This window comes from Chryseobacterium sp. CFS15 (assembly GCF_031118795.1).
In the GTDB taxonomy this organism is placed as follows: domain Bacteria; phylum Bacteroidota; class Bacteroidia; order Flavobacteriales; family Weeksellaceae; genus Chryseobacterium; species Chryseobacterium indoltheticum.
In genome coordinates this window covers 55,631-74,321 of record NZ_JAVHYL010000013.1, presented here as the reverse complement: position 1 = coordinate 74,321, position 18,691 = coordinate 55,631, and the positions used below count along the sequence as shown (strand labels likewise).

General features: G+C 35.4%; 16 protein-coding genes. 3 read left to right on the top strand and 13 right to left on the bottom strand.

Going from position 1 to position 18,691, the window contains the following annotated elements; genetic code table 11:
* Nucleotides 1-43: 43 nt before the first annotated feature.
* Nucleotides 44-2,314, top strand: a complete 2,271-nt coding sequence (locus OH814_RS17965; protein WP_308829102.1) for a T9SS type B sorting domain-containing protein — start codon at nucleotides 44-46, stop codon at nucleotides 2,312-2,314.
* Between the two features lie 301 nt (nucleotides 2,315-2,615).
* On the opposite strand, the gene OH814_RS17960 is transcribed toward OH814_RS17965, so the two are convergent.
* The 5 genes from OH814_RS17960 to OH814_RS17940 all read right to left on the bottom strand — a co-directional run bounded on the left by OH814_RS17960 (nucleotide 2,616) and on the right by OH814_RS17940 (nucleotide 6,310).
* Complete coding sequence (locus tag OH814_RS17960) at nucleotides 2,616-3,086, bottom strand: DUF6702 family protein (protein ID WP_076557244.1); 471 nt, start codon at nucleotides 3,084-3,086, stop codon at nucleotides 2,616-2,618.
* 57 nt (nucleotides 3,087-3,143) lie between these two features.
* A complete protein-coding gene (locus tag OH814_RS17955) occupies nucleotides 3,144-3,896 on the bottom strand; it encodes a TIGR00730 family Rossman fold protein (protein WP_181898871.1) in 753 nt (250 codons plus the stop codon).
* Nucleotides 3,897-3,901: 5 nt separating this feature from the next.
* Complete coding sequence (locus OH814_RS17950; RefSeq protein WP_308829101.1) at nucleotides 3,902-4,615, bottom strand: nucleotidyltransferase family protein; 714 nt, start codon at nucleotides 4,613-4,615, stop codon at nucleotides 3,902-3,904.
* Between the two features lie 82 nt (nucleotides 4,616-4,697).
* Nucleotides 4,698-5,108 carry an RNase adapter RapZ gene (locus OH814_RS17945; protein ID WP_115620526.1) on the bottom strand — a complete coding sequence of 137 codons (411 nt, stop codon included), beginning with the start codon at nucleotides 5,106-5,108 and terminating at the stop codon, nucleotides 4,698-4,700.
* A 179-nt stretch (nucleotides 5,109-5,287) separates the two neighbouring features.
* A complete protein-coding gene (locus tag OH814_RS17940) occupies nucleotides 5,288-6,310 on the bottom strand; it encodes a phosphotransferase (protein WP_308829100.1) in 1,023 nt (340 codons plus the stop codon).
* 50 nt (nucleotides 6,311-6,360) lie between these two features.
* On the opposite strand from OH814_RS17940, the gene xrtF reads away from it, so the two are divergent.
* Nucleotides 6,361-6,891 carry an exosortase family protein XrtF gene (gene xrtF, locus OH814_RS17935; protein ID WP_279196597.1) on the top strand — a complete coding sequence of 177 codons (531 nt, stop codon included), beginning with the start codon at nucleotides 6,361-6,363 and terminating at the stop codon, nucleotides 6,889-6,891.
* Nucleotides 6,878-7,327, top strand: a complete 450-nt coding sequence (locus OH814_RS17930) for an exosortase F system-associated protein (RefSeq protein ID WP_115620529.1) — start codon at nucleotides 6,878-6,880, stop codon at nucleotides 7,325-7,327. Before xrtF ends, OH814_RS17930 begins: the two co-directional genes overlap by 14 nt.
* Nucleotides 7,328-7,689: 362 nt before the next feature.
* Here OH814_RS17930 and OH814_RS17925 read toward each other — a convergent pair whose 3' ends face one another.
* From OH814_RS17925 to OH814_RS17890, 8 genes are all read right to left on the bottom strand, one after another.
* Complete coding sequence (locus OH814_RS17925) at nucleotides 7,690-8,685, bottom strand: cation diffusion facilitator family transporter (RefSeq protein ID WP_308829099.1); 996 nt, start codon at nucleotides 8,683-8,685, stop codon at nucleotides 7,690-7,692.
* 223 nt (nucleotides 8,686-8,908) lie between these two features.
* Nucleotides 8,909-9,901, bottom strand: a complete 993-nt coding sequence (locus OH814_RS17920) for an aspartate-semialdehyde dehydrogenase (RefSeq protein WP_115620530.1) — start codon at nucleotides 9,899-9,901, stop codon at nucleotides 8,909-8,911.
* 78 nt (nucleotides 9,902-9,979) lie between these two features.
* The gene (locus tag OH814_RS17915) at nucleotides 9,980-10,411 is read right to left on the bottom strand and encodes a hypothetical protein (RefSeq protein ID WP_076557229.1); all 432 of its coding nucleotides are present in this window, start codon (nucleotides 10,409-10,411) and stop codon (nucleotides 9,980-9,982) included.
* A gap of 90 nt (nucleotides 10,412-10,501) precedes the next feature.
* Nucleotides 10,502-13,150, bottom strand: a complete 2,649-nt coding sequence (locus tag OH814_RS17910; protein WP_308829098.1) for a TonB-dependent receptor domain-containing protein — start codon at nucleotides 13,148-13,150, stop codon at nucleotides 10,502-10,504.
* 212 nt (nucleotides 13,151-13,362) lie between these two features.
* Nucleotides 13,363-14,223 carry a carboxylating nicotinate-nucleotide diphosphorylase gene (gene nadC, locus OH814_RS17905; protein ID WP_308829097.1) on the bottom strand — a complete coding sequence of 287 codons (861 nt, stop codon included), beginning with the start codon at nucleotides 14,221-14,223 and terminating at the stop codon, nucleotides 13,363-13,365.
* 20 nt (nucleotides 14,224-14,243) lie between these two features.
* Nucleotides 14,244-15,821 (bottom strand): L-aspartate oxidase, encoded by a 1,578-nt coding sequence (nadB, locus tag OH814_RS17900; RefSeq protein ID WP_308829096.1) that lies wholly within the window; start codon nucleotides 15,819-15,821, stop codon nucleotides 14,244-14,246.
* A gap of 29 nt (nucleotides 15,822-15,850) precedes the next feature.
* On the bottom strand, nucleotides 15,851-16,480 hold the full coding sequence (locus OH814_RS17895; RefSeq protein ID WP_115620533.1) for an NAD(P)H-dependent oxidoreductase: 630 nt from the start codon (nucleotides 16,478-16,480) through the stop codon (nucleotides 15,851-15,853).
* Nucleotides 16,481-16,611: 131 nt separating this feature from the next.
* A complete protein-coding gene (locus tag OH814_RS17890; protein ID WP_308829095.1) occupies nucleotides 16,612-18,690 on the bottom strand; it encodes a DUF5689 domain-containing protein in 2,079 nt (692 codons plus the stop codon).
* Nucleotide 18,691: the final 1 nt, after the last annotated feature.

Here is an 18,691-nt window from a genome sequence, read left to right as displayed (position 1 = left end):
TAAAAAACGATAATCTTACCAAACAACATCTTAAAGTTAAACAATGAAAAAAATTTTACTCCTCAGTTTTTTGTTCGTTTTATCAACCATTAACTCAAATTTGAGAGCTCAGACTTATCAACTTACAGGCTCACCTGTAATTAATACTACAGGATGGGACATCGTTCCCTCGGCATCTGCTACCGGCGATTTCGTACAGCTTACCTCAGATCAAACCAGTCAGTTTGGCGCCATAAAGCTTTCTAATCCTATCAACCTTAAATATTGTGATAAATGGAAAGTAGAATTTGACTTTCGAATAGACGGAAACGGAACCACCTCGTATGGTAGAGGCGATGGTCTTACATTCTGGTATCTGTCTAATCCCCCAACAGCATTCACAACCGGAGGCGGACTGGGAATTCCTGCAAACGCAAACGGATTGATGGTTGCATTTGATATATTCAACAATTCTACGGAAGGACAGATGAGCAAAGTACACCTTCTTTATGGTACCAATAATGTACCTGCCGGAAACCCGAATATCGAATATAATACAACGGCAAATAGTACTTTTCACTCTCCGGATCTTAACCCAACTCAGCCCTTCGTTGGCTCTAGCTACAAACATGTCGAAGTAAATGGTGAAGTAGATCCTGCAAATATTAATAACTGGAGAATCCAAATAAGAATAGATGGCGTACTGATTACAGACGATTCTTATGCTCCCGCCGGCGGTGCAATCGGTATGACGCAGGGTTATTTCGGGTTTTCTGCAGGAACAGGAGCTGCAAGTGCAAGACATTCTATTAAAAATGCTAAAATTTTTATTGATAAAGTTCCAATTTTACAAAACAGCATCACTCCATTTGTGTGTACCAACCCTGCAACAGGAAACGGGTTTGTAGATTTAACGTCTTATGCAAATCAGTTTGTAAATAATCCTGGAAATTACATTATTACTTATTATGTCTTGGGAAGCTCTACGCCAATTGCTGTGCCTACAAACTTTCAATACTCAGGAAACACAACGATCTCGGTAGTCATAAAAGACCCTTCCTCTACATTATGTGATAATGGTGATGCAAGAATTATTTTAAATCCAAGTCCTTTTGCGGCTGATGATGTCACGATAACAGCCTGTAACAATAACAATGCAGGAGTTGCCTATTTCGATCTGAGTACTGCTGCAGTAACTACTTTACCCGGCGTTACAAAAAGATATTATCCTACCCTTGCCAATCTTACAGCGGGAACTAATGAGATCTTAAACTGGTCAAATTACCCTTCAGCAAACGGAGGAACAGTTCATGTAAAAGTTACCACTCCGCAAGGATGTACTGATAATGCGGTTATTACCCTTAATCATTTCCCGGTAGTTGTGGTAAATGACACTTCATTAAGATCATGTTTTTTAGAAACCAATGTTTCTATGGGATCATTTAATCTAACCAATGCTACCGTAACCACACAGACAGGAATAACAAAAAAATATTACCCATCATTGCAGGATGCCATTAATGGAAGTAACGAGATTGTAACGACCAATCCTTATATTGCTCCCAATGGATTTGTGTACATTAAAGTAACCAATGCGAACGGTTGCTATGCAATTGCAAAAGTGACCCTAACTGTAATTCCGCCTGTATATTCTGAGGTTTTAAAAGACAAGACCATCTGTATCGAAGATAAGACAACTTTAGATGCAGGTGCAGGTTTCGATTCGTACTTATGGAGCACGGGAGCAACAACTCAAACTATTTCTGATGTTGGCGTAGGAACTTATTGGGTAAAACTAAAAACAGGAGATTGCACGGCGACTCAAAATGTAAAGGTATTTGCATCAGAACAGCCTGTGATTACGTCAATTGACGTATCGGCAATGACAGTTACCGTGTATGCCAATGGGGGAACTCCTGCTTACCAATATTCTTTAGATAATATAAACTGGCAGGCTTCCAATATATTCAAAGGGCTTTCGAGAGGAATCCATAAAGTTTTCTTGAAAGACTCTTATGATTGCGAACCGATGGAAGTAGAAGTTACCGTTCCTAATATCATTAACGTCATCACACCAAATGGAGACGGCCGCAATGATGTTATAGATTACTCTGCATTGGGAAACAAAATAGATTTAACATTTAATATCTATAACCGATACGGAGCTAAACTTCACCAAGGTGACAAAACCAATAATTACAAATGGGACGGAACTGCAGGCGGAAGAAAAGTTCCTACAGGAAGCTATTGGTATTCTGTAACATGGACTGAAAACAACAAAACCAAAACTCCGGTAAAATTATCCGGTTGGATTATGGTAAAAAACAGAGAATAATTTTTTTCAAACTATACTTAATTTTAAGAATCTGTCTCATTCGTGAGATGGATTCTTTTTTTATAGGTGAACTAAATCCTGAGAATTTTGTTCATTTAATCAGAAATTAAGTCGTAAACAATTATAATACTGAATGGAATAAACTATTAAAAACAAACATATAATGATATAAAATAACTTAATCCATTAGTAGAGATAATCTTCCTGTAAAAGCTTCCATTTATTTTGTTATAAAATGATTCTATTAAAACAAAAAACCACTGCAAATGCAATGGTTTAATAATTCATTTAAAGATTTCTTTTAAAAAGAAACTTCATTTACCTCTTTTCCGCGCTGAAAATTCATCGTTTTCTGATTTCCTTTGTACGCAATATTCACCAGGTTTATTTGCTTTGGAAATGCACTTAAAAGTATCGTATTTTTTATCTTTAAACTATTGATGTCAGAAACACCTCCTGTTTCAAAATATACCCAAACCGTTTCTCCGCTTACCTGACTTCCTGTGAAAGTTAAAGTTTTGGGAGAACCATTTACAAATACATCAAAGTTATTGTTTACATATTTTTTTACTTCAGCTTCGAACCCTGCGGTATTTCTGTTGATTTTAATAGCGTCAGAAATGTGGCTTGTATTCATCTTCGTAGTAAACTTCAGAGTTTTACTGCCGTCGATATAATCTGCTTTAGTCATCGAAGAGAAGAAGTCTGCCACCGAAAAACTCATCAGCATCATCAATGTAAAAACACTCGATATATATAAAAATTTTTTCATCTCAATTTATAGATTTACAGCATATTGCTAAATAAGTTTGCTCAAATTTAATGCCAATTAAAAGTTAACGTTCACAGAGTACTTATCATAAAAAGCCTTTATATGAGCCACAGCTTCGTCTGCGCTGTCTACCACACGGTAAAGATCAAGATCGCCTTCAGAAATCATTCCTTCCTTTAGCAGAGTTTCTTTAAACCAATCGAGTAAGCCACTCCAAAATTCAGATCCCACCAATACAATTGGAAAACGACCTATTTTATTGGTCTGAATTAAAGTAATTGCTTCTGTAAGCTCATCTAATGTTCCAAATCCTCCGGGCATTACGATAAATCCTTGCGAATATTTTACAAACATAACCTTTCTTACGAAGAAATAGTCAAAATTCAGAGAATATAATTTATTGATGTAAGGATTAAAGTGTTGCTCAAATGGTAAATCGATATTCAAACCGATCGATTTCCCTTCTGCAATAAAAGCACCTTTGTTCCCAGCTTCCATGATTCCCGGGCCTCCTCCAGTAATCACTCCGAAACCTATTTTGGTGATTTTTTCGGCAATTTCAACAGCCATTTCATAATATTTGCTTTCTGGTTTTAGTCTTGCAGACCCAAAAATAGATACACAAGGTCCTATTTTAGCCATCTTTTCGTAGCCATCTACAAATTCTGCCATTACTTTAAAAACCATCCAGCTGTCTTTGGTAATGGTTTCGTCCCAGGTTTTTTCGCGTAAACTATTATGTAATATAGATTCGTTAATATCTAATTCTGTATTCTGTAAACTCTCGTCTCTCGTTCCTTCAGTTCCCATTCAAATTATTTAAAATATTTCTCTGCTTCAAACACAGATTCTGGTCTCCCAACGTCAATTAAAATGCTGTTGTGTACAAAACCGTGTATTTTTTCGGTCTGCATCAGATCCAGATATTCTTCCATCACAGAAAACTTTCCTTTTCTTTTTATTTTATCAAAAATCACCGGATTAATGCAATGTACCCCGCTAAAAGCCAAAGGTCTGAATCCCTTGTTAAATTCTGCAAGACGCTGCTCGCCGGTCTGCACATTGAGCCAGCCTCGTAAAACTAGATCATCATTGAACAACAGTTTTCTCGAACTTTCTCTGTCTGAAACCGCTAATGTAGCAAAATCTTTAATTTCTTTATGATAGCCTACAAAATCATCAATATTGATCTTTGTCAAAATATCGGCGTTCATAATCAGGAAATCTTCACCGTGATTGAGGAATTCTTTAGCAAAAATCAAACCACCGCCGGTTTCTAAAAGTTCGTTAGATTCGTCGGAGATCTCAATTTTACAGCCGAAATTATCGTTTTCTTTTAAAAATGCAACAATTTGATCCCCAAAATGATGAATATTGATCACAAAATCAGTAATTCCAAAATCTTTGAGATATTTTATATTTCTTTCTAAAAGCGGAACGCCGTTTACTTTGGCCAAAGCTTTAGGATGATGATCTGTAAAAGGTTTCAGCCGTGTCCCTTTTCCTGCTGCAAAAATTAATGCCTTCATTTTTTTGATAATTGATAATTGATGAATAATAATTGATAGAAATAAATAGTTTTTTAAATAATCATTTATAAATTATCAATCATCATTTATTATTTAGCTGATGTTGCTCGTCGTGGTGAAGGCTGATTTCTACTTTTTCGCCGTATTTTTCTTCAATAAAATGAGCAATTTTAATGGCCGAATATACCGATCTGTGCTGTCCGCCGGTACATCCGAAGTTGATTTGCAGATTTTCAAAACCTCTTCCCAAATAGTTATCTATATTGATTGAAACTAAGCTTTTAATCAATTCTAAAAACTGAGGCATATCGGTTTTTGTCTCTAAATATTCCTGAACTCCGATGTCATTTCCGGTTTGTATTTTATATTCTTCAACTCTTCCCGGATTTAAAATTCCTCGGCAGTCAAATGTAAAACCGCCACCGTTGCCTGAGTCATCTTTAGGAATTCCTCCTTTTTTATATGAAAAACTGTGAATGTCTATGTGTAGCATATTTATTTTTTATAATTGATTGTTGATAAATGATAATTGATTATTAGGGTAATATTTTTTTAAAGTTTTAAATTCTCTTTGTCATTCCGTAGGAATCTAAGCGAAGTTAATTCTATTCAAGAGTCAAGATTCCTGCGAAATGACAAACCTTGAGTTAAACAATCCTAATCTTTAATGGTTTAATTTACCTTTAATATTTCTAATATTTTAAGTTTAGTTTTCTCAGAACTCAGTTGTTCTATTATTTTTCTCAGCTCAGGATAATTTTTCATCTCATCCCAGTTTTGAGAAAATTCAGTGATATTGTTTATGCCTTTTTCAATACTTGCAATGAAATGTGGCTTTCTTTGAATAAGTCCACGAAAACCATAAGCGCCCAAAACCTGCAAAAACCTCATCATCTGAATTGGCTTTACCGAGTTTCTTAGTTGACACTGAATTTCTTTACCCTCAAATTGTTGAATGTAAAAATCAAGCATTTCGTTTTTGAAATCTACAGGAAAATTGGCTTTAGCCTGAAACAAAAAAGAAATGACGTCATACATTAAGGGGCCCTTCATTGCCGACTGATAATCGATAAAAGCAACTTTATTTTTATCATTCACCATAATATTTCTTGCCTGAAAATCTCTGATCATGATGCCTTTCGGCTCAAGATTTTCGATGAGATTGATAATCTCTTTAAACTCTTTCAGTATAGAAGATTTATGATATTCAACCTCTAAAACATCCGCAACAAAATTTTTGAAGTAATACAAATCATGCATTACAGGAAACTCATTATAACTTTCGTATTCAAAAGTATTTTGAAAGTCTATTTTCCCATTGGTTTGCTGCTGAAGCTGATAAAGCTCCTTCAGCGTTTGCTTTACCAGGGTCTTTACATTTTCTGATAAACCTTCTTCAGTAATAATTTCTGAAAATGTTTTTTCTCCCAAAAATTCCTGAATATACATTTTCCGGTCATCTGAAACAGAAAATATTTTTGGTGTATTGAGATTCAATTCAGAAAAAATTTCGGAAAAGTATAAGAAACTTTCATTTTCGGAGATATTCTCATTGTAAGTAATGATGTATTTCCCGATTTTATTTTGAGCCAAAAAATTGACTCTTGCAGAACCGCTTTGAGCTAACGTAACAAACTGAGTTGATTTTTCACCAAAATGGTTTTCAAAAAATCTTTTTGCGTTGTAAGAAGTCATAATATGGTAACAAATATACTAATTTACGTGCTAATTGCTATCTTTGCAGCATGTTAAAAGACTTTAAGCCTGTTTTGGGTATTCTGCTGCGCTTTATCATCATTTATTTGGTGCTGCTTTTTGCGTACCAGTTTTATCTCACCACTTTTAAGGAGCAGGGTTTAGATCCTTTTTCTCGTATGATAACGAGACAGGTTGTGTTTTTACAGACTTTAATGGGATTTCCTTCTGCTCTTTATGATGACGTCCCCAAACAGCAGGTTTGGTTTCATGTGAGAACGAGGTTTGTCACCCGAATGGTCGAAGGATGCAATGCTATTTCTGTGATGATTCTGTTTGTGTCTTTTATTTTTGCCTTTTATAAAGGTGCCAAAACTTTCCTTTTTGTAGCGATAAGCCTGATTCTACTTCATATAATGAATGTCTTAAGAATCACAGGTCTTAATATTGTTTGTAGTGATTATCCTCAATACAGCAAAATGTCGCACGATTACGTTTTTCCTGCAATTATTTACGGGAGTGTTGTTGTGCTTTGGCTTGTCTGGATTAAATTTTTTGCTTTAAAAAATGAAAATTCTTAGTTGGTTTTTAGTCATTATAGGAGTTTGCGGACTCATAAGTGTTAGAATGCTGGAAGACCAGATTTTCTATGATCCTTTTCTTAAATATTTCCATGAAGCAGATGTGCAAATTGCCATTCCTCAGTTTGAATGGGGAAAATTGATTCTCAGCCATATATTCAGATTTCTTTTAAACCTGTTTTTCTCTTGCGTAATCATTCATTTTTTATTTAAAAATAAAATCTGGACGATACAGGGAGCTATTTTAATTTCTATCTTTTTTGTCATTACTTTTCCGATATATCTTTACTGTATTTCAGACCGGTTTGAGATTGGCCATCTTTTCTCTTTCTATATGAGAAGGTTTGTTATTCAGCCTTTGATTATTCTTTTGATTGTTCCTTTGTTTTACTACAGAAAGCAAATGATGTTGAGGAATTCAAATTATAATTTGTAAGAATCTAAAATATTAAGATAGCGCTCATCCGGAGCGCGTCGTTGTTTTTTGTTCTAATTGCTACACAGATGTCACTCCTACGGAGTGTTTTGTAGAATTAATACGGATGATTATGTATAAATTTAATAATTAAATGAATTATTCTCGTAAAAAACAGCAACTATTCTTGACCACATTACCGTAACGTAATTTTTATACATAGTTAAACCTCACAGGTTTTAAAAACCTGTGAGGTTTTGGTTTTTTATAGCCCCGATAGCAGCGGTTACCCCGCAACAAGAACGGAAAAGCGAAGGAATCAGCCAAGCAAAGCGGATGTGTGAGGAGTATGAGCGAAGAGCGGGAATCAGCTCCTAAAATAATTACTCAATGGTATGTTTTTCGACTCTTGTTACATTTTCTGCCGTCCACTCTACTCTTTTTACGAATGGCTGTTTTCGTACAGGGCAATCCATAATCTGGCAAACCGGGCAAGAAATGGTTTTGCAATCATCCATATGGAAGTTGAATTCAACTGTACGTTTGGTATTGTTTGCTAAAAGAAGTATGGCCTGCTCCATCTCTTTGTGAGCTTCACGAAGGCTGTAATAATAAGGCAAAGTGATGTGCGCATCGATATGAAGTGATGAGCCAAACTGCTGGATTTTCATATTGTGAATGTCGATCCATTCCGTATGTCTGTTTTTCTCCAGAAGATCAATAATGTTGTTTAACAGTTCGGGATCTTGCTCATCCATAATCCCACGAAGCGACTTTCGTACAATTTTATACCCAATATAGATGATGTAAAAGCCGAATAATAAAGCTACAACAGAGTCTATCCAATAAATTTTGGTGAAGAAAACGATTATTAAACTGATCACCACTCCCAATGTGGTAACCGTGTCAGACTGCAAATGTTTTCCTGACGATATAAGAACCAAAGAGTTTTCTCTCTCCCCTTTTTTAATTGAAATATACCCTAAAATATAATTGATAATTGCGGTTGCTGCAATGATCGCAATCCCCCAATCTAGTTCACTAAGTGTCTTTCCTGTAACCAAACTGTTGATACCTTCGTAGATAATCATAATTCCGGCGATGGCAATCAATGCACCTTCAATTCCGGAAGTGACAAATTCTACCTTACCGTGACCATAAGGATGGTCTTCATCTTTTGGTTTGGAAGCTAAATGTAAAGAATACAATCCCATGAAAGCACTGATAACATTGACAATACTTTCCATAGCATCAGAAAAAACGGCATCGGAATCGGTGAGTTTCCAGGCGATAATTTTTCCGATAAATAGAATAACTCCAAAAGCGGCGATCCATTTTTGAAATCCTATTTTGTCTTTGTTGATATTCTTTGTTATCATTTTTTTATCTTGAATTACTTTGTTCAATATTTTTACCATTAAAAATTCTCAAAAAGTATTCCCTAACCCTAAAGGGTGTAATTTTTGAGGTTTTTTCGAAGAAATTTTGCTCCCTTTAGGGTTGGGTAAACAAAATTTTGTGGTAATGAGTAATAAGTTAAAATCTATTTTTATTTGATAAAAAAAAGAATCTCTTTTGGAGACTCTTTTCTTTTTTGTTAGTTTATACTAAGTTGTTTGCTACCAAGTATTCTGCAATCTGTACTGCGTTGGTTGCAGCTCCTTTTCGGAGATTGTCTGCTACAATCCAGAGATTGAGCGTTTTGGGTTGCGAGAGATCTCTTCGGATTCTTCCTACAAAAACTTCATCTTTTCCTTCGGAATAAAGCGGCATAGGATATTCGTTGTTTTTCACGTTATCCATTACTACTACTCCCGGAGTTTCTGATAAGATCTTTCTTACCTCATCCAATTCAAATTCGTTTTCAAATTCGATGTTTACGCTTTCAGAATGTCCTCCCTGTACCGGAACTCTTACTGCAGTTGCTGTTAAATTGAATGTATCGTCACCTAAAATTTTCTTAGGCTCTTTCATTAATTTGATTTCTTCTTTGGTATAATCATCATCAGAAAATACGTCGCAGTGTGGCAATGCATTTTTGAAAATCTGATAAGGATATACTTTAGCAACAGAATCGTCACCGTTGATCTCTCCGTTTAACTGGTCTACAGCAGCTTTTCCCGTACCTGTTACAGACTGATACGTAGAAACAATTACTCTTTTTAAATCATATTTTTTATTCAACGGACCTAAAACCATTACCAACTGAATGGTAGAACAGTTTGGATTCGCAATAATCTTGTCTTCTTTTGTCAGAACATCAGCATTGATTTCAGGAACTACTAATTTTTTAGTAGGATCCATTCTCCATGCTGAAGAATTATCGATAACAGTAATTCCTGCTTCTGCAAATTTTGGAGCATATTCTAAAGATGTATCACCTCCTGCTGAGAAAATTGCGATATCAGGTTTGGCAGCTATAGCGTCATCGATGCTTACGATAGTATAATCTACCTGTTTATACTTCACCTGTTTACCAATAGATCTTTCCGAAGCTACCGGAATTAACTCTGTTACAGGGAAATTTCTCTCTTCGAGAACTTTAAGCATCACTTGGCCAACCATTCCCGTTGAACCTACTACAGCTACTTTCATTGATTTAATTAAAATTTAAAGATTAAAATATTTAAAAATTATAAACTCATCGTTTATAATTCAAAACTTAAAATTAATTTACGCTCCAAAGACTCTCGTCCATGGAAATGCAAATGCAAATAAACCTACCGCGATCAATCCCATGATTACAATTCCTAAAGAAATGGTGTCATTAGATTTTACTTTTTTGTTGATAATGGTCATCAAAACGGCAGCAATTAACATAGAAAACGGATGCTCTACATATTGAAATCTTAAATCAGCATTTTTCATTACCGCTCCCATATCTAATCCTTTTGTAAAATTCATAATCAGCATTACAATACCAATTAAGAATTGTACGTGGAAGAAGATCATTGTAAACAGGGTGATTTTTTTCAAAAACTTGTTTACTTTTCCGCTATATCCGAACATTACTGTTAAGAGAGCGATGATAAATAAAGCGGTTAATGCAAGCTCCAGATAAGCAAATCCTTTGTGTGCATTGAGTAAAATTTTGTAAAGATCCATACTTCTATTTTTTTCTATTTTTAAAGTGTACAAATATAAAAAAATCCCAGCGATAAAGCTGGGATTTGATATGTAATAAACTTGAATTTATTAGAAGTTGAAAGATAAATTGGCTGCCCAAGTTCTTCCGAATCCGAAGAATACTCTGTTTGAAGTATCAATTCCTTTGTAGAAATTAGCTGGATTGTTGATGTAAGCATCATATTTCTGTTGTGCTGTTGTTGTTACACCACCTGTTGTTGATGTTGTAAAATCTCCCACATTTTTAACAAAATTATTTGTTGCTCCATCAGCGATGTAAGTAGTGTCAAATAAGTTGTAAACGTTTGCTCCTACCGTAAAGTACTGAGCTGTGTTTTTTAATCTGATTTTAAATGACGCTCCTATATCGAAAAGATTGAAATCCGGCAATTGAAGAGATCCTCTTTCCTGATTAGCTACAGTTGTAAATGTTGCAGCATCGATTGAAGAATACAATTTACCAACATATCTCCAAGTACCATAGATATTAAGGTCTTTCACCGGTCTCACTGTAGTACCTAAAGATGCAGTAACTTGTGGAATACTGTTACTACTACTTCCACCAACTTTTACACCATCAAGATATAGAGTGTTAGTTGTACTATTTCCAGCTACAATAACTGGGTTATTGTTGTCATCAAAATTAGATCCTGTAGCGTTCCCTTTATATTGATAATCACCATAAGACAACATACCTTGGAATTCTAAGAAATGGAATGGTTTGTAAACCGCATCTACTTCTACCCCCATGTGAAGTTGAGTAATTCCACTGATTTCAGAATATCCGTTAACCTGCGCAATTCCTCCAGGAGCTGCTGGATCAGCCACGTTAAACACTTGGTTACCTCTTCTTAACCATCTGTCTTTCCATTCAGTTCTATATAAATTAACATTTGCTGTTAATTTAGGTGATCTGAAACCGTAACCAATTTCTGCTGAGAAGATTTTCTCGTTAGTCAAAGTAGGATTCAATACCTGATAGTTACTTGGATATACAGAATTCATAAACGGTTGTTTACTGTAATATCCAATGTTTGCAAATACGTTGTGATAGTCATTAATGTTATAGTTAGCTCCTCCTTTGATGTTGTAACCAAATAGATCTTTAAATCCTGTTTTAGTATTCACAATCTGTCCTGTAGTTGGATTAGGTTGTCTAGTTACACCGTCTTTAACGAAGTTATCAATTCTTTGATAAGATTGATTTGATACCGATCCTTGTATAAATGCTGATAAATTATCTTTTGAATACTCAGCCTGTGCAAAAGCACTGTACCACAGTACTTCTCCATCATTGCTATAACCTACTTGATCAGTTAAAGGAGCTGTGCTTCCTCCAAAAGGATTCCAAGAAAGTTTTTTATAGTCATAAAGATTACTTACTACATAAGGAGCCACATTAGCATTCTTAGTTTCTCTATAACCTGTTGCACCATAAAGATCTGATGCTACCTGATAATGATAACCGTAATAATATCTATCATCGGTTCCAACTGAGAAGCTCCAGTTGTCATTTACTTTATGCTGGAAATTAGCTAAAATACCATACCAGTTGTGAGAATTAATACTGGCTCTACGGATAAGTGTACTGTTGCCAGTAGAGCTATTTGGATTAACAGCTTGGTTAGCTGCAAAAATAGCATCATAATCAAAATGTCCTGTAGTGTCATAGAAACCTGTAATTCCTTTGTTGGCAACTCTTCCTAGTTCACCAGTTCCACCACCTCTACCATTAGACATATATAAAACAGTACTTAGTTTAGACTTTTCATTCATTGTCCAGTCCCAGTTAACCATCATTACAGGTTTCGCATAATAGTTTGATCTGTTTGCAATGGCATATCTATCACCATTAGCTCCTGTTTTATATCCAAAATCAGAATTGTATTGTCTGTATGGAGAACCGTCCTTATCTGGATTAAAATTTATATAGTTTGCGATAGTAGGAGCAAATGTTCTTTGATCGTGCCATTGTGGAGACGATGTCAAAGTAAACTGGAAGTTATGCTTTTTGCTTGCCTCCCATCCTAATGCAAAATAATAAGCATAAGATTCAAAGTCAGTGTTTTCAATATAAGTACCTCCAGCTGTTCTACTCATTAAGAATGATGAAGCCCAGCCATTATCACTTTTTCCGGTATTATATGCAAATGAAGTTTTCAAATAATCATTATTACCTACTCCTAATCGCACTACACCACCTTTTTTCATGTCTGCTGTACGAGTAATGAAGTTCATGGTACCTCCAACAGAAGCAATTCCTAATTTAGAAGAACCTAAACCTCTCTGAACCTGCATGATGCTTGTTACGTCAGCAAGACCAGTCCAGTTAGAAAAATAAACCGAACCACCTTCCATATCATTTACCGGCATACCGTTTACCATTACAGCAATGTTTCTTGATTCGAAACCTCTCATGGTAATACCTCCGTCTCCAAAACCACCTCCTGATTTTGTAGCATATACTGATGGTGTTGTGTTTAAAATCTCAGTAAGTTCCTGATTTCCTAATCTTTCGATGATTTGTGCCGCTTTGATAGTAGAAGCAGCAACTGGTGTTTTTCTATCTTTAGCGATATCAGTTACACCTTGTAAAATAACTTCCTCAATGTCTTTAGACTTGGTTTTTACCGTGTCTTGAGTTTCTTGTGCGTAATATACACTTGCCGTAGAAAGCGTAATTAACACAGTTAGCATCGATTTGTTGATTAATTTCATAATCGTAAGTAATAGTTAGAATTAAATTTTATGCAAAATTCGACAAATTAAATTTAACTATTATTAACTTAATGTTAATTTTTAACTATTCTTAACAAATGATAAAGCATTGATTATCAGAATAAAATACAAATATTGAATTATGGGGTGAAAAAAATCATATTATTTAATTTTTAACAAAATACCATTGTTTTTATTAAAAATACAATGTTTTACATAACAGCTTTTAAACTTAAATCGATATTTTCTGCTGAATGAGTAAGGGCTCCGACAGAGATATAAGTAACTCCTGTGGTAGCAATTTCTTTTAGCTGATTTCTCGTAATTCCTCCGGACGCTTCACTTTCACATAACCCATTAATCAGCTTCACTGCTTTTTTCATTGTAGCCACATCCATATTATCCAGCATGATTCTGTCTACTTTTGCATTAATCGCTTCCTGTACTTCTTCAAGATTTCTGGTTTCGACTTCGATTTTCAGTTTTTTCTTCGATTTTTTAACGTAATCTTTGGCCATTTTCACAGCATTGGTAATACTTCCGTTATAATCAATGTGGTTGTCTTTCAACATAATCATATCGTATAAGCCGTATCTATGATTGGTTCCGCCACCGATAGCAACTGCCCATTTTTCACAAACTCTAAAGTTCGGGGTCGTTTTTCTGGTGTCTAAAAGTTTTGTTTTTGTACCGATTAATCTAGAATCCCAATCGTGGGTCAAAGTAGCGATACCGCTCATTCTCTGCATACAATTGAGAACCAGTCTTTCAGTGGAAAGAATCGACCTCGCGCTTCCGGTGACAATAAATGCGATGTCACCTGTTTTTGCTACTTCACCGTCTTTGATGTATGTTTCAACTTTTAAATCTTTATCGAACGTTTTAAATATAATTTCGGCCAGTTCAACACCTGCCAAAATACAGTTTTCTTTTACCAGAAGTTTCGCACTTTGCTCAAGATCTTTAGGAATTGTTGATAAAGTAGAGTGATCTCCATCCTGAATATCTTCTTCTAAAGCATTTTTTATGAACTGCTTTAAAACTTTATCGGTAGCGTAGCTTGGTCTTTTCATGATTCTTATGTACTAATCAATTATGCTTGAACTAAATCTTTATTGTAAAATGCTCCTTTATTTTGTGTCATTTCCATCGATTCGCTGATAATCAGATGTGCAACTGTCGTCAGGTTTCTTAATTCTGAAAGTTGAGGCGAAAGGATAGAGTAATGATAAATTTCGTCAACGGCAGCAGCAATTTCGGCATGTTTCTGTAGTGCCATTTTTAGCCTGCTGTTGCTTCTTACGATCCCAACCAGATTACTCATCATTTCTTGAAGCTGTTTTCTGAGATAAGAAACAATAACCATTTCATCAATAATTTTCATTCCCTCTTCATTCCATTCGGGAACAGCTTTTAGATCATCAAAATTAAAATTGTTTTCTTTTAATAATTCTACCGTTTTCATAGCCGCATTATGACCGAAAACCAAGCCTTCCAATAATGAGTTGGAAGCCAATCTGTTTGCCCCATGAAGTCCGGAATTGGTACATTCTCCGACTGCGAATAAATTATTTATTGAAGATTGCCCGTCTTTATCAACGTCGATTCCGCCCATCAGATAATGACAAGCCGGGACTACCGGAATAAGCTGTACGAAAGGATCTATTCCTTCACTTTTACATTTTTTATAGATATTCGGGAAATGTTCCAGAAATTTTTCCTGACTCATCTCACGACAATCTAGACCAACAAATTCGTCACCTGTAATTTTCATTTCGGCGTCGATAGCTCTCGCAACGATGTCTCTGGAGGCCAATTCTTCTCTTGCATCATATTTATGCATGAATTTTTCACCTCTTTTGGTTCTCAGTTTTGCGCCGTCACCACGAACTGCCTCAGAGATTAAAAATAACATCCCATCAATCTTGCTGTACAAAGCAGTTGGATGGAACTGATAATATTGCATATTGGTCACTTTTCCTTTTGCACGGGCTACGAAAGCGATTCCGTCTCCGGTTGCAATCGTTGGGTTTGTGGTATTTTTATAAACGTGACCTGCGCCGCCTGTGGCAACTAAAGTGATTTTGGAAGTGATTTTTTTAATTGATTTTGATTTCTCATCCAAAATATAAGCACCATAACAATTGATTTCGCCCTCATTCAATTCTTTTCCGGGAACATGATGCTGTGTAATGATATCGATTACGTAATGATGATCGAGAATTTCTATAGTCGGACTGTTTTTAACTGTTTGAAGCAATGCTCTTTCAATTTCAAAACCAGTAATATCTTTGTGATGTACAATTCTGTTTTCGGTATGACCTCCTTCTCGTCCTAAAGCAAATTCACCATTTTTCTTATCAAAATTGGCGCCCCACTCTACAATTTCATTAAATCTTGCAGGAGCTTCTCTCACCACCATTTCTACAACATTACGCTTATTTTCACCGTCTCCGGCTCTCATTGTATCTTCAATATGCTTTTCGAAATTATCATTTTTAGAATCGGTAACCACCGCCAAACCACCCTGAGCGTATTTGGTATTGCTCTCGTCTTCGTCTGATTTTGTTACAATGATTATTTTGGCATCGGGAAGCTGTTCTGAAACTTTTATGGCATAAGAAAGTCCGGAAATTCCGGAACCAATTACTAATACATCCGCTTTTATCATATTCTTGCTTTAAGACAATCGTCTAAATATTAAATAAATTTAAACAATTTTTCGTTTGGTTTCCTTACTTTTTTCATGTTTTGAAACTGATCTTCTTCCGATCTGTAGCCCAAAGCCAAAGTAACCGTTACTTTTTCTTTTTCAGAATCTATATCTAAAATTTGTTCAATCTCGTCTTGCCTGAACCCTTCCATCGGGCAGGTGTCTATATTTTCTATTGCTGCAGCATACATTAAATTGGCCAAGACAATATAGGATTGTTTTTCTGCCCAGTTCAAAATATCGTCATGTTCCTGTCTGCTAAAATGACCTGTAATGCTTTTTCTGAATAAATCTAAATGTTCCACAGGTTGATCACGCACTTCAGAAATATGTTTAAAATAACCATCAAGATACGTATCCTCTATATTTTTTTTTGAAACTAAAACAATGAGGTGCGAACACGTAGAAATTTGTGAAGGATTGTAGAAAGCTGGTATCAACTTTTCTTTTATTTCCCGGCTCTGTACCACGAATATCTTATAAGGCTGAAGCCCCAAAGAGCTCGCCGCCAGTTTACCGGACTCAAGAATATTGAGGAGGGTGTCCTGCGGAATGATCATTTCGGGATTAAATTTTTTCACAGAATATCTTCTGCTTAAAGCTTCCAAATAATTCATAACAACAAATTTAAGAATTGATGCTGAATAAAGCCTCTTTTAAATAAGATTCTATTTGGAAATTTTCTAAATAAAAAAGATCTGCCTCAATGGTGAGACAGATCTTTTATAAATCTAAATGAATCAGCTAATTACTGACCTTTAATTTTGAAGTCATCAATTTCCCACGTTGCCGCTGCGGAAGTAGTTGAAGTATATTTGAATGCAATTCTTACATTTTTACCTAAGAATGCTGAAAGATCTACATTTCCTGAGCTTACCCAGTCACCAAATCCGCTATTATTCGTATCTAACAATGCTGGTAAAGCTACCCAACTAGTTGTTGCGGGATCTCCTGTATAATTTTCTGTAGCGTAAACCTGAAGAGCAGGCCCAGAATAATTTACGTCAGATGTAAAACTTACTGCTGCTTTGGTTTTTCCTACTAAGCTTACTGCTTTAGAAATCAGCCAGTCTTCGTTAACATTATTTCCAGAAGCAAAACCATTCATTATCGCATAATAATTGGTTCCGTTGCCTTGGTTTGAAGTTTTCCAAAACTGATTTGGTCCGGTCACATTTGCAGTTGCCCAATCTGAGCTGAAACCTCCTGCTGCAAAGTCTTCTTTATATAATACAGGAAGTGGTACATAAACAGAGCCGTCACATCTGGGGTTATCAAGATCCGCCCCTAGAATATCGGTAATCCATAACTGGTAAGTACCATTAAATACACTTAAAACACCGTATACATCACCTTTTCCAGCTTCAATAACCTGCCCCGCAAAATCTGCGAAATTACTTGTTCTTAGTAGAACTTTATTACCAGAACAGTCTTCTAAAGTTCTGTTTGTAACTCCACCAGAAGCATATACTTTTTCTAAATCCCCAGCAATAAATTGAAGATCTTTGATCTTAACCCATCTCCCAACATCAGCCATCGTAAACTGAGTAATTGTTTTTTCTGTAGCAGTAACTGCAGTAATTGCTTTTTTAGAATTGAAGAAATATTTGTAAACATCTGCCTCAGCGATTCTACCAACAGCTCCACTGAATGGAATTCCCAACTGAATCTCTCCATTAACAGCTCCTACATATAAGTTTTTAAGTTTTACATAAACTTCTTTACCTAAAATAAATCTAGGATCATTGTACATATCAGCTTTGTCGATATTAATTCTGATACCTCCTGTAGCATCTTCAACATAAATATATTTGAAAAGGTTTCCAGATTTATCATTAGCGATTACTTTTGCTTTTAATACAAAATCACCTGTAATTAAAGTAAGAGGACTCGCCGCCAATTGTTTAACCTCAGCAACAGTTTTTTGAGTTAAACCATTATCACTGTATTCACAAGGGTTTGATGCAATACCATCGATTCTTGGGAATTTAGTCATGTCTAGATCTGTAACCTTGTTGATGTACATTTGGTAAGTACTGTTGAATTTGCTATAAATACCTACAAATTTACCATTTCCTGAAGGCAATATCTGATTAGCAAATGATGCATAACCACTATTTCTTACTACTCTGGCTGTTGTAGTACTGTTATCTCTAATAATTCTATCAACAGTAACTCCATTCGGAGCAAAGTTTGTACATAAGATTCTATTGTCAAATTCTGCATTATTCATCTGAATTAAACATCCGATATACTGATCGTTTGCAGAAACCATCTGCACTGAAGTCATAATCTTAGGAATAATATTTTCTCTAATAGAGCAAGACCTAAAAACCCTAGACGGAACAAGTTTTTCAGGAATTCTTGATACTGAAGTTGCCTGTGTTTCAGTTCCGGTTTTTACACCTAATTGCACAACACCACCATAAGTTCCCAAAGCCAATCCTGCAAGTTTCACATAGATTTTAGAACCCTGAGGATATTGTGTATAAGTACTTACAGCATCTACACTGATGACAAACCCTTGTGTAGGATTTTCAGGTTTATCCTGAATATAAATTGTTTTGTAAATATTTCCTGTTTCATCCGTAGACGAAACATATCCTTCTATTACATCTTTTGAATCATCTGGAAAAACAAAAGCTGTAGTTGCCGTAGAAGCGTATTTTGCTCTCAGTTGAGTAAGCGTCATTGTTGCAGTAAGATCTGCACATTGATACCCATCAAGATTGGGCTCATTATATTTATCATCGTGTACACAACCGGTAATTACCAATGCTGCAATCATCACGAAAATATATTTTAGAATAGAATTATATTTTTTCATA